Origin of the sequence: Bacillus massilinigeriensis, assembly GCF_900111815.1 — a bacterium.
Classification (GTDB): Bacteria; Bacillota; Bacilli; order Bacillales; family Cytobacillaceae; genus Mesobacillus_C; species Mesobacillus_C mediterraneensis.
In genome coordinates, this window is the sequence record NZ_LT630004.1 from 800,393 (window position 1) to 821,498 (window position 21,106).

19 protein-coding genes are annotated in these 21,106 nt (G+C 43.3%); 8 read left to right on the plus strand and 11 right to left on the minus strand.

Going from position 1 to position 21,106, the window contains the following annotated elements:
* Positions 1-156 precede the first annotated feature (156 nt).
* From addB to ltrA, 3 genes are all read left to right on the plus strand, one after another.
* Positions 157-3,630, plus strand: a complete 3,474-nt coding sequence (gene addB, locus BQ5796_RS04330) for a helicase-exonuclease AddAB subunit AddB (RefSeq protein ID WP_071459105.1) — start codon at positions 157-159, stop codon at positions 3,628-3,630.
* Entirely contained in the window at positions 3,623-7,375 is a 3,753-nt protein-coding gene (addA, locus tag BQ5796_RS04335) for a helicase-exonuclease AddAB subunit AddA (protein WP_071459106.1), read from the plus strand. Before addB ends, addA begins: the two co-directional genes overlap by 8 nt.
* 625 nt (positions 7,376-8,000) lie before the next feature.
* Positions 8,001-9,263 (plus strand): group II intron reverse transcriptase/maturase, encoded by a 1,263-nt coding sequence (gene ltrA / locus BQ5796_RS04340; RefSeq protein WP_071459107.1) that lies wholly within the window; start codon positions 8,001-8,003, stop codon positions 9,261-9,263.
* A 76-nt stretch (positions 9,264-9,339) separates the two neighbouring features.
* Here ltrA and BQ5796_RS04345 read toward each other — a convergent pair whose 3' ends face one another.
* The 6 genes from BQ5796_RS04345 to BQ5796_RS04370 are packed head-to-tail and all read right to left on the minus strand — an operon-like array spanning position 9,340 to position 11,256.
* The gene (locus BQ5796_RS04345) at positions 9,340-9,558 is read right to left on the minus strand and encodes a spore germination protein (protein WP_071461141.1); all 219 of its coding nucleotides are present in this window, start codon (positions 9,556-9,558) and stop codon (positions 9,340-9,342) included.
* 31 nt (positions 9,559-9,589) lie between these two features.
* A complete protein-coding gene (locus tag BQ5796_RS04350; protein ID WP_071459108.1) occupies positions 9,590-9,973 on the minus strand; it encodes a spore germination protein GerPE in 384 nt (127 codons plus the stop codon).
* A gap of 3 nt (positions 9,974-9,976) precedes the next feature.
* Positions 9,977-10,165, minus strand: a complete 189-nt coding sequence (locus tag BQ5796_RS04355) for a spore gernimation protein GerPD (protein ID WP_071459109.1) — start codon at positions 10,163-10,165, stop codon at positions 9,977-9,979.
* A gap of 20 nt (positions 10,166-10,185) precedes the next feature.
* Entirely contained in the window at positions 10,186-10,770 is a 585-nt protein-coding gene (gene gerPC, locus BQ5796_RS04360) for a spore germination protein GerPC (RefSeq protein ID WP_071459110.1), read from the minus strand.
* A 29-nt stretch (positions 10,771-10,799) separates the two neighbouring features.
* On the minus strand, positions 10,800-11,018 hold the full coding sequence (locus tag BQ5796_RS04365) for a spore germination protein GerPB (protein WP_071459111.1): 219 nt from the start codon (positions 11,016-11,018) through the stop codon (positions 10,800-10,802).
* A gap of 16 nt (positions 11,019-11,034) precedes the next feature.
* Positions 11,035-11,256 (minus strand): spore germination protein, encoded by a 222-nt coding sequence (locus BQ5796_RS04370; RefSeq protein WP_071459112.1) that lies wholly within the window; start codon positions 11,254-11,256, stop codon positions 11,035-11,037.
* A 208-nt stretch (positions 11,257-11,464) separates the two neighbouring features.
* Here BQ5796_RS04370 and BQ5796_RS04375 point away from each other — a divergent pair, with 208 nt between their 5' ends.
* The 3 genes from BQ5796_RS04375 to BQ5796_RS04385 all read left to right on the plus strand — a co-directional run bounded on the left by BQ5796_RS04375 (position 11,465) and on the right by BQ5796_RS04385 (position 14,093).
* Positions 11,465-12,619 (plus strand): DUF418 domain-containing protein, encoded by a 1,155-nt coding sequence (locus BQ5796_RS04375; protein WP_083413038.1) that lies wholly within the window; start codon positions 11,465-11,467, stop codon positions 12,617-12,619.
* Between the two features lie 27 nt (positions 12,620-12,646).
* Complete coding sequence (locus tag BQ5796_RS04380; protein WP_071459113.1) at positions 12,647-13,549, plus strand: fumarylacetoacetate hydrolase family protein; 903 nt, start codon at positions 12,647-12,649, stop codon at positions 13,547-13,549.
* Positions 13,550-13,730: 181 nt separating this feature from the next.
* Entirely contained in the window at positions 13,731-14,093 is a 363-nt protein-coding gene (locus tag BQ5796_RS04385) for a DUF1516 family protein (protein WP_083413039.1), read from the plus strand.
* Between the two features lie 33 nt (positions 14,094-14,126).
* Here the strand turns inward: BQ5796_RS04385 and BQ5796_RS04390 are convergent, their stop codons facing one another.
* A complete protein-coding gene (locus BQ5796_RS04390; RefSeq protein WP_071459115.1) occupies positions 14,127-14,690 on the minus strand; it encodes a DUF2777 family protein in 564 nt (187 codons plus the stop codon).
* 259 nt (positions 14,691-14,949) lie between these two features.
* Between BQ5796_RS04390 and BQ5796_RS04395 the strand changes: the two genes are divergently transcribed.
* Positions 14,950-16,440, plus strand: a complete 1,491-nt coding sequence (locus BQ5796_RS04395; RefSeq protein WP_071459116.1) for an alpha-amylase family glycosyl hydrolase — start codon at positions 14,950-14,952, stop codon at positions 16,438-16,440.
* Between the two features lie 44 nt (positions 16,441-16,484).
* Here the strand turns inward: BQ5796_RS04395 and BQ5796_RS04400 are convergent, their stop codons facing one another.
* From BQ5796_RS04400 to BQ5796_RS04410, 3 genes are all read right to left on the minus strand, one after another.
* Positions 16,485-17,348: an SDR family oxidoreductase gene (locus BQ5796_RS04400; protein WP_071461143.1), complete on the minus strand. Its 864-nt coding sequence runs from the start codon at positions 17,346-17,348 to the stop codon at positions 16,485-16,487.
* A gap of 201 nt (positions 17,349-17,549) precedes the next feature.
* On the minus strand, positions 17,550-19,202 hold the full coding sequence (locus BQ5796_RS04405; RefSeq protein ID WP_071459117.1) for a CoA-disulfide reductase: 1,653 nt from the start codon (positions 19,200-19,202) through the stop codon (positions 17,550-17,552).
* A 156-nt stretch (positions 19,203-19,358) separates the two neighbouring features.
* Positions 19,359-19,850 carry a YajQ family cyclic di-GMP-binding protein gene (locus tag BQ5796_RS04410; protein ID WP_071459118.1) on the minus strand — a complete coding sequence of 164 codons (492 nt, stop codon included), beginning with the start codon at positions 19,848-19,850 and terminating at the stop codon, positions 19,359-19,361.
* Positions 19,851-19,955: 105 nt separating this feature from the next.
* On the opposite strand from BQ5796_RS04410, the gene BQ5796_RS04415 reads away from it, so the two are divergent.
* The gene (locus BQ5796_RS04415) at positions 19,956-20,840 is read left to right on the plus strand and encodes a CvfB family protein (protein ID WP_071459119.1); all 885 of its coding nucleotides are present in this window, start codon (positions 19,956-19,958) and stop codon (positions 20,838-20,840) included.
* 31 nt (positions 20,841-20,871) lie between these two features.
* Here the strand turns inward: BQ5796_RS04415 and BQ5796_RS17300 are convergent, their stop codons facing one another.
* Entirely contained in the window at positions 20,872-21,003 is a 132-nt protein-coding gene (locus BQ5796_RS17300; RefSeq protein ID WP_074033896.1) for a DUF3941 domain-containing protein, read from the minus strand.
* Between the last annotated feature and the right edge of the window lie 103 nt (positions 21,004-21,106).

The following is a 21,106-nucleotide window of genomic DNA, read 5'->3' on the forward strand; positions in this document are numbered from 1 at the left end:
TGAAAGCAGTGAACAGCTTCTCACCTTGATATCCAGTAACGGCAAAATTGGAATAACACGCAAAAAGAGGTATAATGAAAAATGTGAACATGTGTTTGGTATAATATTTAATATGATGATAGAAAAGCAATTAACGAAGAAAGAAGGGGAGTGCCTATGCCGGTTCGTATGGTGCTTGGCCGCTCCGGGAGCGGAAAGACGGAGCTTTGTTTAAGGGAAATACGAAATGAACTTGCTCAAAACCCAGAAGGAAATCCAATCATATACCTAGTGCCAGAGCAAATGTCCTTTCTGTCAGAATATCGTCTTGCTACTACTCCTGGTCTTGGAGGCATGGTGAGAGCGCAGGTATACAGCTTTCCTCGCCTAGCGTGGAGAGTTCTTCAGGAAACGGGAGGCGCTTCCCGCCGCCATTTGACTAGTGTTGGAATCAGTATGATGATTCGTAAAATTATTGAAGACAAGAAACAGGATCTAAAGATTTTTCAGCGTGCAGCAGACAAGTCCGGGTTTATTGCACAGATGGAAGGGATGCTGACAGAGTTTAAACGGCATGCGATTGGGCCCGAATATTTGAGTCAGGAGATTCCAGGTAGTAAGGCTTTAAAGGAAAAACTTCACGATATTGAAATGATTTACCGCCGTTTTGAAGAGGAGCTTTATGGTAAATACATTGATTCAGAGGACTATTTCCGATTCCTCGCTGAAAAAATTCCGCAATCAAAGTATTTAAAAGGCGCAGAAATTTTTATAGATGGATTTTACCAGTTTACTCCCTTGGAGATTAAGGTCATCGAACAGCTAGCTCTTTCCTGCAGAAAGGTCACTATAACACTAGCTCTTGACCAGCCTTTTTATACTGCAGGTCCAGATGAGCTTCATATGTTTCGCTTAACTGGGGAAACATGTAAAGCCCTTTATGAGTCATTTAGACAACTCGGAGTGGAGATAGAAGATGAGGTTATACTGAAGGGTCAAAAGCGTTGGAACAATGAAGCGTTAAGGCATTTGGAAGCAGAATTTGATACAAGGCCGGTAAACCCAGCAACTGCAGGAGAAGCAGTTAAGCTGTTTCAGGCTGTAAACCGCCGTGCTGAGATAGAAGGAATAGCAAGAGAGATACTGAGCCTCGTTCGTGACAAGGGATACCGGTTCAAGGATATTGCGATCTTGATGAGGAATGGAAATGATTACAGGGAAATCCTCGAAACGATATTCCGAGATTATCAAATTCCTTATTTCATTGATCAAAAGAGGACGATGCTGAACCATCCGGCGATAGAACTAGTGCGATCCAGCCTGGAAACAGTGCTCGGGAATTGGCGCTATGAACCTATATTTAGAGCGGTCAAAACAGACTTGCTCTTTCCGCTTGAGGCAGATATCTATACTTACCGGGAGAAAATGGATAAGCTTGAAAATTATGTTCTCGCTTATGGAATTCAAGGAGAGAAGTGGACACGGAAAGATCGTTGGGTCTACAGGCGCATAAGGGGACTTGAGTTTACGGATACAGCCCAGACAGATGCAGAGAAAGAAATGGAACAAGAGCTTAATGAAATGAGGCTAATCCTCACAGCTCCTCTTCTTAGAATGGCAAGGCGCTTAAAAAGGGCAGATAACGGCAGAAAGCTTTGCGAGGCAGTTTATTTGTTTCTGGAAGAACTAGATGTACCAGCTAAACTGGAAAAATGGAGGAGCATGGCAGAGGAGCAGGGGGATCTTGTGGCCGCGAGAGAGCATGATCAGGCATGGAACGGAATAATCAGCCTTCTTGATGAATTTGTAGAAATGCTCGGAGATCAAAAAGTGGCTCCGCGAGATTTTATGTCGATTTTAGATGCTGGCTTTGAATCACTTCAGTTTTCGCTTATTCCGCCAGCGATTGATCAAGTATTGGTGGCTAACTTGGAAAAATCGAGGGTTTCTGAGATCAAGGCGGCCTTCGTTATTGGTGTAAACGAAGGGGTTCTCCCTGCGAAGCAAACCGAGGAAGGTATTCTTGGCGATGACGAAAGGCAAGCATTAGGGCTGATGGGGATTCGAATCGGTGCAGAAAGCAGAATAAAGCTTCTTGACGAGAACTTCCTTGCGTACAAAGCTTTTACCACTCCTTCTGAATACTTATACGTCAGCTACCCGATTGCGAATGAAGAAGGAAAGGCGCTCATACCATCCTCTTATATAAAAAGATTCCAGGAAATTTTCACGGATCTTGTACAGAGAATCTTTGCAGCAGAGCCATCAGGGCTTAAGGAGATGGAACAGCTGACTTTTGTTTCAAATGAAACATCCGCTCTTTCCTTCTTAGCAATTCAGCTTCAGCAAAAGAAGCTAAATTATCCTATCTTCGACTTTTGGTGGGATGTGTACGACTATTTCATGGAAAGCGTCCAATGGAGGGGGACGGCGAAAAAAGTTCTTTCTAGCCTTTTTTACGAGAACAGGACAAAAAGGCTATCAGAAAGTGTCAGCAGTGATCTATTTGGGGAAGTCATTGAGGCAAGTGTTTCAAGGATGGAGCTGTTCAACAGCTGTCCGTTCTCTCATTATGCCCAGCATGGCTTAAAGCTGAGAGACCGGAAGATTTTCAGGCTGGAAGCTCCGGATATTGGAGAGCTTTTCCATGCAGCATTGAAGTATATTGCAGAAACAGTAATGGATAGGAACCTAAGCTGGGCAAGACTCACCCAGCAACAGACGGAGGAATTGGCCAAAGAGGCGGTTGTCACGCTTGCGCCAAGGCTTCAGAACGAGATTCTCCTAAGCTCTAACAGGCACCATTATATTAGGCAAAAACTACAAAACATCATTACAAGGGCTTCTCTTGTTCTTGGGGAGCATGCTAAGCTTAGCGGTTTTGCACCTGTTGGTGTAGAACTGGGCTTCGGGCGAAACGGAGATTTGCCGCCGTTAGGATTTTCCTTGAAAAATGGTGCGAAAATGCAGTTAGTCGGAAGGATTGACAGAGTAGACAAGGCGGAGGATGAGAGCGGGATTTATTTAAGGGTTATAGATTACAAATCTAGCGGTAAAGAACTGAACTTGACAGAAGTATACTATGGATTGGCACTTCAAATGCTTACCTATTTAGATATCGTCCTGACCCACTCAAAAGGAATTGTCGGAAAACGAGCAGTTCCTGCGGGCGTCCTGTATTTCCATGTCCATAACCCGATTATTAATGCGCGGAAAATGCTGACGCTTGATGAGATTGAAGAGGAAATCATGAAGCAGTTTAAAATGAACGGCTTGCTTTTAGCGGATGAACATGTCATTAGATTAATGGATCGAAGCCTTGAATCAGGAAATTCGGATATTATTTCTGCTGGCTTTAAAAAGGATGGCACGTTAACGAAAGCATCAAAGGTGGCCACAAGAAATGATTTTGATTATCTCCGGCAGTTTGTTCGGGAGAAGTATGTGGAAACGGGAGATGAAATAATCGGTGGCAATGTCGACATCTCCCCGTACCGTCTAAAGGACAAGCTGCCATGTACTTTCTGTTCTTTTAAATCGGTTTGCCAATTTGACCCGTCACTCGGAACGAATGACTATCGAAAGCTTGATCCAAAGAAAAAAGACGATATCTTGGCTGCCATCAGGGAGGAGGGCAATGGTAATGGCTAAACTTAATATACCCCCAATGCCGGAGGGCTTGACATGGACAAGTGATCAATGGAAGGCAATCACAGCAAAAGGACAAGACACACTTGTCGCAGCAGCTGCGGGCTCCGGTAAGACAGCGGTTCTCGTTGAGCGGATTATCAGGAAGATTACGGACTGCAATGAACCGTTGAATGTGGATGAATTGCTAGTCGCCACCTTCACCAATGCATCTGCTGCCGAGATGAGGCATAGGATCGGAGTGGCGCTTGAAGAGGCGATAGATAAAGATCCGAAATCTCCTCATTTGAAAATGCAGCTAAGTCTACTTAACCGTGCTTCTATTTCGACTCTTCATTCCTTTTGTCTAGAAGTTATTCGAAAATACTATTATTTAATCGATATAGATCCAGGGTTTCGGATTGCAGAGGATACGGAAGGACAGCTGCTTAAGGATGAAGTAATGGACGATATTTTTGAAGAGGAGTACGGAAAACCCGAGAACCAAGCGTTTTTTCGATTAGTAGACACCTTTACAAATGATAGAACCGATGAAGCATTAAAGGATATTATCCTAGATTTATACGAGTTTTCCAGAGCCAATCCTTCTCCTGATTGTTATTTGAGTTCGATTGTCGATATGTACGACGCAGGAGAGGAAACAGAAGTGGCAGAATTGCCTTTCATGAAAAATCTCTTGTTTGATATCAGGCTCCAGTTAAATGGAGCAAAGGAGATGCTGAACAAGGGTTTGGAATTAACGAAGGTGCCAGGAGGTCCAGCACCCCGTGCTGAGAATTTCCTTTCTGACATCCATGTCGTCGATACGCTGCTTGCGGCTTTGAAAGAGTCATGGAAGGATCTACATGATGCAATGCAGGTTGTTGAATTCGAAAGGGCTAAACCTGCCAGTCCGAAAACATATGACAAGGGATTAATCGACAAAGCCCAAAAGCTTAGAGATAAAGCAAAAAAGATCGTGTTAGATATAAAAGAGGAACTTTTCACAAGAAAGCCTCAAAGCTTTTTGAAAGACATGGCCGAAATGAGACCTGTTATCAAAACGCTTGTTGAACTTGTTAGGCTTTTCTCCAAAAGGTTTGATGCCGTTAAGCAGGAGAAGGGACTTGTCGATTTTTCTGATTTGGAGCATTATACGCTCTCAATCTTGGCTGAAGGGAGTGACGAAAAGGGAAACCTGCTTCCTTCTGAGGCAGCAGCGTATTATCGAAGGCAGTTCAAAGAAGTGCTCGTAGATGAATATCAGGATACGAACATGGTTCAAGAAGCCATTCTACAGCTCGTTACTGCCGACGGAGAAAGCACCGGGAATATGTTTATGGTTGGGGACGTGAAGCAGTCGATTTATCGCTTTCGCCTCGCTGAACCTAACTTATTCCTCGGCAAATACAATCGATTTAAGGATAATGGAGAAGGAACAGGCCTGAAGATTGATCTTGCAAAAAACTTCCGAAGCCGGAACGAGGTGTTGGAAGGCACCAACTATCTTTTTAAGCAAATCATGGGAATTACGGTTGGAGAGATTCACTATGATGAGCAGGCCGAACTGAAGAAGGGCGCCTCCTATCCGGAGGATGAGCCATTTCCGGTAGAAGTTCTCCTGATAGAATCAGCCACTCCTTCTGAACATGGCGACGCGGAAACTTCAGCATTAGAAGACGGTGTTTTTGACAGTGCAGACCTAGAACAATCTCAGTATGAAGCAAGAGTGATGGCGAAGGAAATCAAAAAAATGATTGGAGAGCGTCGAACTATTTTCAATGGCAAGACAGGGACATCGCGTCCGGTAAATTATCGCGATATCGTTATCTTGCTCCGTTCCATGACATGGGCACCGCAAATTATGGAGGAGTTTAAGCTGCAAGGAATACCTGTATACGCTAATCTTTCGACAGGCTATTTTGAAGCAACCGAAATATCCATTATGCTGTCACTGCTAAAAGTAATCGACAATCCGCTTCAAGATATCCCGCTTGCATCTGTTCTCCGGTCCCCAATTGTAGGGATTGATGAAGAGGGAATGGCGAAAATCAGGCTTGCAAACAAGAGGGGCGCATATTTTGATGCATTGGAGGAATTTTCAGCAAAAGCTCCGGCGGAGGCTGATGAGAGCCTGCAAGAAATCACGAGCGTTTTTTTAGAAAAACTAAAGAGATGGAGAACAACTGCAAGGCAAGGATCCGTTTCAGAGCTGATTTGGCAGTTGCTCCGCGAAACTGGCTTCTATGATTTTGCTGGAGGAATGCCGGGAGGGAAGCAGCGGCAGGCTAACTTGAGGGCGCTCTATGACAGGGCAAGACAATATGAATCAACCTCTTTCAGGGGACTGTTCCGTTTCTTGCGCTTTATCGACCGAATGAGAGAGCGCGGGAACGACCTGGGTACAGCGGGAGCAATCGGTGAACAGGAGGATGTCGTAAGGATGATGACGATCCATAGCAGTAAAGGATTGGAGTTCCCGGTTGTATTTGCCGCTGGTCTTGCAAGGAATTTCAATATGATGGACTTGAAGAAATTTTATATGCTGGACAAGGAATTCGGATTTGCTGCAAAATATGTCAATCCTGAAAAGCGGATATCCTATCCTTCCCTCCCGCAAATTGCTTTTAAAAGAAAAAAGAAATTAGAGATGCTTGCCGAGGAAATGCGAGTCCTTTACGTTGCCATGACAAGAGCTAAAGAGAAATTGTACTTGCTGGGATCGGTGAAAGATGCAGAGAAGACAATTTCTCAATGGTGCGAAGATGCTGGAAGTGATTGGCTGCTGGATGAGTATATTCGTGCATCTGCAACAAGCTTTATGGATTGGATAGGACCTGCTGTAATGAGGCATCGAGATGCGGGGAGCTATGGTGACCGACAGGGACCGCAATGCGAAGTGTCGGAACACCCTTCAAAATGGAAGATTACTATATTCAAAGCGGAAGATGCCGGTAGATTAGAGGAAGGCGGCGTTTCTGAATATGATAACAGATTGGATTTTGTCGCAAGAGGGGAAAAAGTGAACATAGAATCATGTCTTGGCAAAGAGGCCGTCGCAAGGTTAAGCTGGAGATACGGAAATACGGAAGCGACGGTACATAGGGCCAAGCAATCTGTTTCGGAGTTAAAGAGAAACCAAGAAGCGAGGGATGAGGAGAGCGGAACGGAAATAGTGCGTCGCTTCTCTAAACCCATTTTAAACAGACCTAAGTTTATGTTAGAAAAGAAAATGACCCCTGCTGAAAAGGGTACGGCAATGCATATGGTCATGCAGCATATTGATCTGTCTGAGCCTATCACTCCCCAAGCTGTCAAAGAACTGATGAACGGGATGGTGGATAGGGAAATGCTCCTTCCTGAACAAAAGGATGCAGTGGAGATAGACTGGATTGTTCATTTTTTTGAAAATAAAATAGGCATGCGCCTTTTAAACGCTAAGAATGTCAACCGAGAAGTCCCGTTTTATCTGTCCTTTCCATCTTCAAGGGTCTATCCGGGTTGGAAGGGAGAGGAAGAAGAAATCTTCATCCAGGGTATTATCGATTGTGTCTTTGAAGATGAGCATGGTACGGTCCTTCTAGACTTCAAAAGTGATAACATCCATGAAAGGTTTAAAGGTGGATTTCAAGAAGCACATGATATTCTGAAGGAGAGATATAGGCTCCAAATCTCCTTGTACACAGAAGCTCTTGAAAAGGTTACAAGGCGAAAAGTGGATGAAAAGTACCTGTATTTCTTTGATGGCGGTCATTTGATTGATATGTGATGGAGGAGAGAAACAAACGTTTGAGTGTTTCTCAAGTTGAAAAAGATCCAGAAAGCGATAGCTTCTGGATCTCTTTTGTGTGCCCGGCATGGGTACAGGCTCTAAGGTGAAAGTCCTGAACAGTGAAGGCAGTAGTAGCTGTAGCTCAAGACAAGGGTATAAGGGGCGACCCTTATATCTGAAGGAAGTCGGCGGCAAACTTCCGCTCCGAGGAACACGAACCTCATATAAGGCTAGGTGGCATTGGGTGAGTCTGCAAAACAAGACAAAGCCCTTACTGCCGAAGGTGCCACAGAGTAAATGAGGCGGAGACGTGGAAGGAAAGTCTGTACTCTTACCCGGGGAGAACCTGTCGGAATGCCGTACTCATGCGGTAAGCCTATCCGTGAGGGTAGGTTGAACGGCAGGCGTCAGCAGAAGCCATAGTACTTGTCCGCTTAAGAGGATAAGGAAGGGCTGAACCAGTTATGGAAAATAGGGGCTAGGCGAATCTTGCCATTCAGTGAAACAGAAAACAGAGAAACCTGTCTATTGAAAGAAATGGTGAATCCATGGGGGTCAATAGGACAGGGTGGAGAATGGAAGAACACAAACAGAAACCCTATTTACGCAGGAGGTTATATCAATGTTAATGGAACGAATCCTGTCACGGGAAAATCTACTTCATGCGATTAAAAGAGTAGAAAAGAACAAGGGAAAGCATGGAGTGGACGGAATGCCCGTCACCGCTCTGCGCGCACATATCGTGGATAACTGGAGCGAACTGCGCAAATCCCTTGCCGAGGGAACCTATGTCCCTTCCCCCGTCCGTCGAGTCGAAATCCCGAAACCAGACGGCAAAGGGAAAAGGAAATTAGGAATCCCGACCGTGACGGACCGTTTCATTCAACAGGCAATAACCCAGGTGCTTACCAGAATGTACGACCCAGGCTTTTCTGAAAGTAGTTTTGGGTTCCGGCCGAACAGGCGGGCGCACCAGGCAGTCAAACTAGCGCAAAGCTACATGGAAGAAGGATATAGATGGGTGGTAGACATTGACCTCGAAAAGTTCTTCGATAAGGTTAACCACGACAGGTTAATGAGTAAATTAGCCGGGAGAATAGAGGATAAATCCTTACTCCGTTTGATTCGACGATTCCTAACCGCGGGTGTTATGGAAGGCGGACTTCTCAGTCCGAACCAGGAAGGCACTCCGCAAGGAGGACCATTAAGCCCCCTCCTGTCCAATATAGTCCTGGATGAATTGGATAAGGAATTAGAGCGCAGAGGACACAGGTTTGTCAGGTATGCGGATGATTGCAACATCTATGTGAAATCCAAAAGGGCTGGAGAAAGAGTAATGAGAGCAATGACTCATTTTATAGAGGGGAAGCTTAAGCTGAAGGTGAACAAGGAGAAAAGTGCCGTAGACCGACCGTGGAAGAGAAAATTTCTCGGCTTCAGTTTCACAAGCAACCTAAAACCGAAGGTGAGAATATCACCTCAAGCAATAAAACGGTTTAAGGATAAAGCTAGGAAATTGACTAGCAGGCGAAGTTCAATCTCTATGGAGACAAGGATTCATATCCTAAATGAATATCTAGTGGGGTGGGTCAACTATTACCACCTGGCTGATACCCGGTCAGTAATTGTTAGCCTGGAAGGCTGGCTAAATCGAAGAATGCGAATGATTAGGTGGAAGGAATGGAAACTTCCTCGAACCAAAGTCAGGAAACTCATCGAACTGGGTGTACCAAGAGGAAAAGCTTACGAATGGGGAAATACGAGGAAAGCCTATTGGAGAATATCCAAGAGCCCAATTCTTCATAAAACCCTAGGGAAAGCCTACTGGCTTTCCCTAGGGTTAAAAAGTATTTCTGCAAGATATGACATACAGCGTCAGACATAACTGGAACCGCCGTATACGGAACCGTACGTACGGTGGTGTGAGAGGGACGGAGGTTAGTCACCTCCCCCTATCTCTATTATGAATTCCCCACCAATGGCTGATCAATTAGGTTTGTGTCGAGGAGATTATTGGCACTAAGTCCATTGTTCGTAATAATAAAGCCCCCGGTGTTAAGTGCACCTTGACCTGAAACGGTTTTTCCGGCGCTTTTAGGAGCAACATTTACCGTGTCTCCAAATTGAACAACTCCGCCGCCTACATTAATGATTTGGACAGGTCCTAAAAAAGCAGGCATATAAACCTTCCTTTCAAATTGTTTTGAATGCTTAAGAGCAATTACCTCTATTTCCAAGCGGCAATAGCTGCCTAATATGTTTAACTCTTGCCTCCATTTTGATATCTTGCGCATTTCCGATTTGAAGAACGGAGGAACTGCTCATACCGAGAATATGAATATTGTTGACGTATATATTCGGTCGAAGGTCCCTTCGTATAAAAGGCATCTCCTCCGGAATCGGGGGAATCATAATAGGTTCTGTGAATGTTCGAAAAGTAGAGAAGTTGCCTTCATTCCCGAAAAACAATTCTTTTTCTCTTTGGACGGCGAGTGCCTTTAAGGTTCCGTGTACGGAAACAGTATCGCCAATTTCTATGACAGAGGAAATGATAAGACTGAGTACTTTCAAATTGTTCACAACAGAGGTGCGCATCGGTTATTCGTTGTTCCTTTCGGGGGACAATGGAATAAAAGGGCCAATAATCAATGATTCTGGAGGAGTATCATAAATGGACCCAAGCTGAATGGTCCCGGCATCTCCGACAAGAACCATTGCAGAACTGGAGACACCGATAATTTTAATATCTACTACTTGAAGGTCTCTGTTATACACAGTAAAATTCAACAGGTTCACCTCTTATCCATTTAAGGAAGGTTTTGCAAAAATTGATGGATTCCGTTTTCTATCTCTGTTTTCAGCTTTATAATGATGTTGCTATAGACAGTTTCTTCTTTCCCTTCACCTGTTTTCTCAGGCAATTCAGAAGTGTAAGCAGCTATCCTGTTCGGAATTTGTCTTTTTAGGTCCTCCTGAATGAAAGGAAGATAAGAATCATCCACCTCGATTCCTAAAAGGTCTTTACTTTTGTGAAAAATTGCAGGAACTTCCGTATCGATAAAGGTGGAGATTTCCTGTTCAATGTCCATTGATCGATAAAACATATCCTTCGGAGAAGGCGCTTTGACCTGTTTATTATCTACAGAAAAGTCCTCCAATCCTTGCAAGTCACTAGGATTCAGACCGATACTCAGCGTACCTTCTAGCCGCTCAACCTTTAACTGGTCAAACTTGTATTCGATATTTCCTACCTGCATTGGAGGTCTTTCCTTTAAGCCCTTCATTTCTTTCCGCATTTCCTTTACAGTTCGCTCCAGTTTGCTTATTTTCTCGCTTTGCTGTTGTACAAAGGAATGCAGCTGCGCCAAATACTGATAGATTTCTAGGTTCATTCTTTCACCTCAATCTCCGAAGGTAGCTATTAAAGCGGAACAGCGGGAGCTTGGAACACAGAATTGCCGGCTTGCTGCTGGATAGGAGTAAGCGCATGCGGCGCAGGGCTTGTGAATCCCCCTGTATTATAAAGATAGGAGGCAGGCTTAATAATCCCTGCACTTCCAATTTGAAGTACGGAAGAGTTTGTAACCGAGTTTATTTTTATTGTGTTGATTGTGATGGATTGCTGGATATAGAAATTCATTGAAAATCACCTGCCATTAAGCATTGAAATAAAGTCCTTGATCGATGCCATCCTGGTCCTTTACATTAGTAGAGCTATTGTAATTATAAAGGGTAATTCCGTCGCCTGTATTGAAGGAACCGGATCCAGCAAAGGTCTTTGCGTTTGTGGAAGGCATGATACTATATACGTCTCCAATATTGAATACACCGCTGCTCCCGATGGAAATGACTTGCACTGCACCGACAATGGCTGGCATGCTGCCTCACCCTTACTTTTTTTTATATCGTATGCCCAATTGGCGGGAATGTGAATGGAAGGAAATCAGTAAAATCACCTACTGCTTACCAAAGGAAGTGTCAATATAGAATAATTAACTAACTTGGAATACCCTCCTCAATTTTCCAAATTCTTATTTTGCAGGTATAATAGATTAGGAATTTGAAACAAGAGAGGGGAAAAGTGATTTGCAAAGTGGGAGAATTGCAGTAATAGATAGAATGAGGGGGATTGCCTTATTCGGAATCCTCCTTGTCAACATGATGTCCTTCCATTCACCAATTTTGTACATGGATGCGGTAAAGCACTGGGATACCGGACTGGATAGCATCATCTTCTTTTTTATTGATGTATTTGTGCAAGGTAGCTTTTATCCTTTATTTGCATTGGTTTTTGGATACAGCCTTTCCCTTATGATGGAAAGAGTGGCAGGAAGGGGCTTGCTATTTTATAAGATAGCGCTTCGAAGATTCACTGTCTTGCTTATGATAGGGGCTCTTCATATTGTGCTTGTTTGGCATGGTGATATTCTTGTTACATATGCTATTTGCGGTTTCATGCTGTTAATTTGGATGAAGCTGTCTGGAAAGGTACTCGTATGGCTTGGCAGCCTGTTTTATGCAATTCCTAATATACTCTTGTTCTTTACGCTGTTATTCTTGTGGAGAATGATGCCAAGTGAAATGGCATTGCCACAAAATGTTGAGTCTATTAGGCAATCGATGGAAATTTACGCGAATGGCAGCTTCGCGGAAATCACGAGTTTACGGATGAAAGACTGGGGATTCGCCAACCTTGGGTCCTTCCTGCAATTCTTTATCAGCATCCTTCCCTTCTTTATGATGGGAGTAGGTGCCGCAAAATGTAAGCTGTTTGAAAACGTTGATTGCTATAAAGGAAAAGTAGCTGCTTTTTCTATTGTTATGTTTCTCATAGGCACCGCATTTAAACTGCTTCCTTTTCTACTGGAAAGCAATATCTTTACTGTCTATTCCCAAGACATGCTGGGTGGGCCGCTTCAGGCGTTTTCGTTTGCTGGTTTTATCGCACTAACAGGGAAAAAGAAATATAGCGATATATTTTCAGCGGCAGGAAAAATCTCTCTAACAATCTATTTAAGCCAAAGCATTATCCTTTCGTTTCTTTTTTACGGTTATGGCTTTGGTTTATACGGTAAGGTTACCTTGACCGAAGGCACAATGATCGCAATCTGTCTTTATGTGCTTCAGCTTCTATTCAGCAGATGGTGGGTTAAACAGTATTATTATGGCCCTGTCGAATGGCTGCTTCGAGCTGGAAGCTATTGGTCTTTGCCAAAATGGAAACGAGAGAGAAATCTTTAGTAATAAATTGATAAAGAGGTGAAAGATATGAAATTTGTCACAGCAGAGGAAAACGGACGCCAATTTATAGGGGTCGTTGGAAATAAAGGCGAGGGTGTTCTTGACATCGCAAGGGCAGAAGAACAAAGATTCGGAAAAGCCGAAAGTCCCGCAACCTTGCTGGAATGTATCGAGCTTGGGGAAGAATGGATAGAAAGAGTCCAGGAAACCTTCACTTGGTCGGAGAGGGAAGGAAAGACTTGCTTTAGACCAGTTAATTCGATTACGCTTGCAGCTCCTATCCCACGTCCATTCAAGAATATAATGTGTGTTGGCAAGAATTATGCTCAGCATGCGATTGAAATGGGCAGCGAGAAAGATATTCCAGAGCATATTATGATATTCACCAAATCACCGACTTCAGTGATGAGACCTGATGGGGAAATACCTATTCATTCTGAAGTGACTGAAGAGCTTGATTATGAGGGTGAGCTTGCCGTTATCATTGGTAAAAAAGGTAAAGGCATCAGCAAAGAAGACGCCTTGTCCCATGTTTTTGGCTATACCATCATCAATGATGTCACTGCACGTGATCTACAGCGGCGCCATAAACAGTTTTTTATTGGTAAAAGTCTTGATGGGACATGTCCAATGGGACCTTGGATTGTTCATGCATCAAAGATTGAAAAACCGAACAGCTTGAACATCCAGACAAGAGTAAACGGAGAAGTGCGGCAGAATGGGAACACAGAACAGTTTATCTTCTCTGTGGAGGAAATAATTGCAACATTGTCGAAAGGAATGACATTAGAGCCGGGTGATATTATTGCGACAGGAACACCAGCTGGTGTAGGCAAAGGATTCAAGCCGCCTAAATTCCTGAAGCTTGGAGACACAATAGAAATAACAATAGAAAAAATCGGAACCCTTACCAATACGGTAGGGGAATAAGCAGGAGAACTTTTGTTAGGAGTGAGCGTAGTGGAAAGACAACTGCCATTATGGGTAATGGAGAAGGCGTTGTTATACCCTATGAAAAGGAAAATACAATTAACCTATTAACACCGTATTTTTAGGATTTCATTGGGTGATATGGTATGATATTTCTAAATAGATAAAGATAGGAGGCAGTATGATGACAACACACGCCCATTTAACTGCATGGATACTTGCATTGATACTATTTTTTGTAGCGCTATCGCTGCATGGCAAAGGGAAAGAGAAAGGCTTTAAAGTTCTGAAAATGATCGTTAGGGTTATGTACTTGCTCATTATTGGAACAGGCATCCAATTGCTTCTTGGTGTTGACACGATTGGAATGCTTTACATTGCAAAAGCAGCGGTTGGTTTATGGATTGTCGTTTTACTGGAGTTAATCCTTAACCGAAAAGGCGCGAATGTAAAAGCAAATGTGCTCTGGATTCAGCTTGCCGTAGCATTTATTCTCGTTCTTTTCCTTGGTTTCAAGCTCCCATTTGGAATATTGCTATTTTAATTAGTAAGCCTCCCGTTGTCAGGGAGGCTTGTCTTATGACGTCATTTTGTTCACTATTGTCCGCTTCCCGTCACAAAGAGTAAATTCGAAACGGTCTGATTGCTTTAAGCGGTATTCAAAGTGATGGTGGACACTGCAAATATCATTACCGTTATCAAAAATGATAAAATTCACCCCTATTGCTGTCGAGTCTTTATGAAGGAAATTCAGGTGATTATAACAGTAAATGCTGTCAAATATTGAAAAGTGCAAGGAATTTAGCGTATTTAAAAAATATAATAGAGTCTCTTCCTCAAGACATTCAACGAGTTTCTCCAATGAATAAATCAACTTTTTTCTAATCTTCACTTTTTCGCCTGTAATAAGACTGTAATAATGTCCTAGGTCTCCAATTGTCCCATCTTCTCGAATGCGCCCTCTTACCCAGCTGCCTTCACGAAAAATTTCTGCTTCTTCATGAAGATACTCTTCAAGGAGGAAAGCTTCCTCAGTCTCTTCCTCAAAATACACCCACTGTTTGTTCATATATTCCACCGTCCCTGTCTGGAAGGATCGTTCTTGTGCGTCGATCAGCTTTTTCCTCTGTTGCTTGTTCATCCTCATCCTCCGTCATCATTCTATTCTGCTCTCTACTGTTTTTCCGAAAACATACGATTTTATAACCTTAACTTTCACTGTCAGTGATCGTTTTCAGCAGTGTTGAGTAAAAGGTCATAGAGTAACAACGAAACGGAAGGTTACAAAACCTGCCAAAGGTTTTCCGGGTCTATTAGTTTGACGTGTATCCTTACAAAAGATAATCTATAGTAGGAGAATATCGGGCAGTTTGCTGCCAAGAAATAGAGGAGGAGCGGGGATGAGGAAAGCGCTGTTGACTTTCATCTTAATTCCGGTTCTGCTTTTTTACGCTAACCCAGTAGGGGCTGCGGGAAAAGAAGGACGAAAGTGGCAGGATGAAAATGTTTATTTTTTAATGACGGATAGGTTCAACAACGGAGATACCACAAATGACTTTAAGGTGGATACGCAGGACATGGAAGCCTTCCAGGGTGGAGACTTCAAGGGAGTCATGGATAAACTTGATTATATAAAAGGAATGGGTTTTACGACCATCAGGCTCACTCCAGTGTTTGATAACGGCGAAAAAGGTTATCACGGGTACTGGGTAAAGAACTTCCATCAACCAGATGAACACTTTGGCAGCATGAAGACGTTCAAGAAGCTTGTAAAAGAAGCCCATAAGCGTGATATAAAAGTGATGGTTGACTTTGTTGTCAATAATGTTTCACCAGAACACCCTTGGCTGACGGATGGAGAAAAAGAGAATTGGTTCCATCCGGAAGACGGAACAGGAAAAGATGCCATGGTGGAGGACCTCCCTGACCTCAATCAGGACAACCCTGAAGTGAAAAAGTACTTAATCGATGCGGGGAAATGGTGGATTAAAGAAAGTGGAATCGATGGATATTTTATTGACTCTGCTCAGCATGTCCCGGAAGCATTCCTGAATGACTTTGCGAAAGAGATGAGAGACGCAAAACATGATTTCTATCTTGTTGCCGATGCTGGCGGCGAGAAATTGAAACAGGCCGAAGCATTTGATGCAGTGATTGATTATAGCAAAGTGGAACCGATGAGACAGGCGTTTGCGAAGCCTGACGGGGATTTGGAGGCTGTCGTAAAAGGCAGCGATTTCAGCAGCGATAAGAGTGCAGGTACTGCAAGAATCTTGGACAATCAGGACTTCGTGCGGTTTACGAAAGAAGCAGTGGATGAGAATCAACATCCTGGAACACGGTGGAAGCAAGGATTGACCTACTTGTATACTGTGCCAGGTGTACCGGTTGTTTACTACGGAAGTGAAATTGCTCTGAATGGAGAGAAACCGCCTGAAAACCGACGGTTGATGAACTTCAAGACCGATAAGGACCTGATTGATTATATGGCAAAAATCGGCGAACTTCGGAATCAACTTCCTTCATTGACAAGAGGTTCAATGGAAGTTCTTTATGCAAAGGGCGGAGTGACAATTTTTAAACGCTCACATGAAAAAGAAACAACAGTAGTGGTTATTAACAATACAGAGAAATCCCAGGCTGTGAGCATTCCAGAAAAAGAAATTGCAGAAGGTATGGAACTGCGCGGGATGCTTTCCGATGATAAGGTGAAAAGTGAAGATGGTAAATATAAAATTGTTCAGGAAAGGGAAGAAGCACAGGTTTTCATGGTAGCGCCTAAATCTGGCTTGAACATTCCATATTTGCTGGCAATGGCTGCTGTGTATGCTGCATTCTTTGCGTTTATTTTCATTCTGATAAAAAGGGCTAGTAAAAAAAAGAATAATTAAACGAAACCGGTCCTTTAATAAAGGGCCGGTTATTGTTAATCGTTTTATCCGTTGACGACCGTGCCGCCGTTCACGTGAATGGTCTGTCCGCTGACATAGGTTGAGTCGTCGCTTGCCAAGTATACGTATGCTGGAGCAAGCTCAAACGGCTGACCCGCTCTTCCAAACGGTGTATCGGTACCGAACTTCGCTACTTCGTCAGCGTCAAATGTCGATGGGATAAGGGGAGTCCAGATGGGCCCTGGTGCAACGCTGTTGACCCGGATGCCTTTGTCTGCAAGTGACATTGCAAGGGATCTTGTGAAGGTGACAATGGCTCCTTTTGTCGCAGAATAATCGATCAGCTTCGGATTTCCTTTATAAGCTGTAATGGATGATGTGTTGATAATCGCGCTGCCTTTCTGAAGATGCGGCAATGCTGCTTTCGTCAGATGGAACACTGAAAAGATATTGGTGCGGAACGTTTTTTCCAGCTGTTCTGCAGAAATATCCAGAAGGCTGTCCTGCGGATGCTGTTCTGCAGCATTATTAACAAGGATGTCCAGCTTGCCAAAACGATCCATCGTTTTTTCCACGACTTCTTTGCAGAATACCTCATTCCCAAGGTCACCTGCTAAGAGAAGGCATTCACTTCCTTCTGCTTCGACAAGACGTTTTGTTTCGTTCGCATCCTCACTTTCTTCTAGGTAGACAATTGCCACATCGCATCCTTCTTTGGCAAAATAAACAGCTACAGATTTTCCAATCCCGCTGTCCCCACCTGTGATTAAAGCTGTTTTTCCTTTAAGCTTGTCCGCCCCTTTATAATAATCGGCAATATTGACAGGTTCCGGATTCATTTCTCCTTCGGTTCCAGGCTGCTGATTTTGATGCTGTGGTGGAAAACCTTGCTTGTTTTCATTTGTCATCATCGCGTCACTCCTTCATATAACATTTCATATTACTTACATTCCTTCTTATCGTGTAATAAAAACGTGGAAATAACTTCTATGGAAAGACGGCTTCTTGTGAAAAAGGAAGAGTTTTTGGGGGTTGGGGATTTAATTGTGTTGTTTCCAAATATTGCAAAAAACCTCCACCATGTTAGGTGGCGGTTTTTTGCAATGTTATTACTGATGGTATTTCTTGTACATAGAGTAAGTTTTATATCCGCCAGTCAGATTTTTTACTTTAAAGCCGTTTTGCGAAAGGATTCTTGAAGCGAGATAGCCTCTGAGACCCACCTGGCAGGTGATTAGAATAGTCTTGTCTTTCGGAAGTTCGTCCAGCCTTCCCCTGAGCTCATCGAGAGGAATATTGATTGATCCGCTGATGCAGCCGGAACCACATTCCTTTTCCGTCCTGACATCCAATAAATATCCGCCATCTTTCACCAAGTCATCGACTTCATGATAATGGAGGGTCTCCATCATTCCATCGACAATATTAGCTGCAACGTAGCCTGCCATGTTGACAGGATCTTTAGCAGAAGAAAACGGTGGGGCGTAGGCAAGCTCAAGCTCCTGGAGGTCATGGACGCTCAATCCTCCTCGGATGGCTGTAGCAATAACGTCAATTCTCTTATCTACTCCATCTTTTCCAACCGCTTGCGCTCCAAAGATTTTCCCAGTTTCTTTATCAAAAATTAGCTTCAGAGAGATTGGCTCCGCTCCAGGGTAATAGCCTGCATGTGAAAGTGGGTGGATATGGACAGCTTCATATTGTATGCCAAGTCGTTTTAAAGTTTTTTCGTTATTGCCGGTCACTGCAGCAGTAAGGTCGAACACCTTAACAATGGATGTTCCGAGCGTCCCTGGATAGCCTATATTGCGTCCGCATATACTGTGGGCAACAATATGGGCCTGGCGGTTTGCAGGCCATGCGAGCGGAATCATGGCAGGTTTGCCGTTGATATAGTCTCTAGTCTCAATAGCATCTCCAAGGGCGTAAATGGTTGGTTCTGATGTTTGGTGATGACTGTTTACTTTAATGCCGCCACGTTCACCGAGCTCTAAACCTGCTTCTTTTGCAAGACTGTTTTCAGGTGCGACACCAATGGCAATTATGAGGAGGTCAGCCTCTACGGATGTTCCGCTTTCCAGCATGATTCTTTTGCCGCTTTCGACAACGTCTTGAATCCCATCTCCAAGAATCAGTTCCACACCTTTATCGCGGAGGTAGTCTTCTACAATTGCGGCCATTTCAGGGTCCAGTGGAGCCATCACTTGGTTTGACTTTTCAACGATTTTAACATCTAGACCGGCCATCACAAGGTTTTCCGCCATTTCCAGTCCAATGAATCCTCCGCCAATGACAACAGCACTTTTCGGCTGAGCGTTTACGACGTAATCGTTTATTCGGTCCATGTCAGGAATGTTTCTTAATGTAAAAACATTAGCTCTTTTAAGGCCTTCGATTGGCGGGACGATCGGTTTCGCACCAGGCGATAGGATCAAGACATCATAGGTGTCTTCAAATAATTCCCCTGTTCTTAAGTCCTGTGCAGTGATGCTCTTCTTCTCAGGATGAATGCTTTTCACTTCAGTTAAGTTTTTTATAGCGATGTTATATCGTGTCTGCATACCTTCGACTGTCTGCAAGAGAAGCTTAGAGCGGTCTTCAATCACACCGCTTATATGGTAAGGCAAGCCGCAGTTTGCAAACGAAATGAATTCCCCGCGTTCGTAAATGGTGATTTCAGCTTGTTCATCAAGCCTTCTCAGCTTTGTTGCTGTAGTAGCACCACCTGCGACGCCGCCTACAATAATGATTCTCTTTTTCATCTTAATGATCCCTCCAATCGATATACCATTTATGGTATTTGAAGCATAAGCCATAAAAAAAGCAGCTTTACAATATGGAGATTATGTGACAAAAATAAGAAAAACGGACAAAAGCTAAGGATTTCTGTCCGTCTTCTAAAATTAAGGGTACGCTAATTAACGGTAGTTAACAAACTGTACATCCACAGTTAAATCCAAGGATTTGACGCCAGCGATAACTTGTTGAAGGTCATCGCGGTTTTTTCCTGTCACGCGAATTTGGTCATCTTGCATTTGGCTTTTCACTTTAATACCGCTGTTTTTAATCATCGTATTTATCTTCTTTGCATTTTCTTTGTCAATGCCTTGCACAAGCTTGGCACGCTGACGGATTGTTCCGCCAGATGCACCTTCAGTTTTGCCATAATCAAGGTTTTTTACTGGAACACCACGTTTGATCAATTTGCTGAACAGGACGTCTTTCAGCTGCTCAAGCTTATATTCATCGTCTGAGACAAGAACAATTTCTTCCTTTTCCAGCTTGATGTCACTTTTGCTGCCTTTGAAGTCATAGCGGTTCTGGATTTCCTTCATGGCAATATTGACTGCATTTGTTACTTCAGAATAATCTACTTTGGATACAATATCGAATGAGCTCTCTTTTGACATGCTAACCTCCGAAAACGTTTTTCAATCTGCTTTTATTATAGTAAAATATAGCAGTTCAAACAACTTTCGGTGAAAAATAACGGTACTATTAACAGGAGGACTAAAATGTCTTTAAATGAATATACAGGACAGACAATTGAATTGGAAGCTGTTAGGGAAAGTGAGTATGGATATTTTCTTTCAGATGGAGAGCAGGATGTATTGCTCCATGTAAACGATACAGACAGGGAAATAAAGATAGGAGAGAAAGTGCTTGTTTTTCTCTATGTAGATTCCCATGGGAGGCTTGCAGCAACAACAACCATTCCAGCTATCACTGTTGGAGTATATGGGTGGGCCCCTGTAGTGGAACGGAAGCAGGGAATCGGTGTATTTCTTGATATTGGCTTACGAAAGGATATTCTTCTCGGAGAGGAGGATCTGCCTGTTATGCAATCAGTCTGGCCGGAAAAAGGAGATATGATTTATATTACCTTGAGGGTCAATAAGAATAATCTCATTTACGCAAGGATGGCAACAGATCCTGTAATTGAATCCATCAGTATTCCTGCCACAAGGAAAGATTTTAACCGGAATGTCCATGGCTATATTTACCGAACCGCACGCGTCGGCAGCTGGATATATACTGCGGAAGGATTCAAAGGTTTCATACATGAATCTCAACGAAGGAAAGAGCCGCGGATTGGAGAAAAGGTAGAAGGCAGAATTATTGACGTGAAAGAGGATGGAACGGTCAATCTTTCCTTATTGCCTCGTAAGCAGGAAGCGGTGGTGGAAGATGCGGAAAAAATAATGGAATACCTCGAGTCTAGAAATGGGGCAATGCCTTACAGTGATAAAAGCATGGCAGAGGATATAATGGAACGTTTCGAGATGAGCAAGGCTTCTTTTAAGCGTGCGCTTGGCCGGCTTTTGAAAGAGGGGAAAATTTATCAGGAAAAAGGATGGACGTATATAAAAGAAGAGGAAAACACGCAGGGAGAATCATAAAAAGCGGCAAGCGCCGCTTTTTGCCATTCCACTATTTGTGATCAGTTTTCTTTGAATAATCATGCTTCCCTGCTTTACGGTTCTTTTCACGGAGCATATTCTTCTCATGATTCATCGCATTATGATCTTGCGCTTTCTTGTCATTGTCGGAAGTATGCGGCATGCCATATCCTCCTTTCTGAAAGAATAATAACAATCATTAGGATGCCGGAAAAGAAAGAGGAATATGCGGTCTGAAAAATGAAAAAGGCTGCCAAACGGCAGCC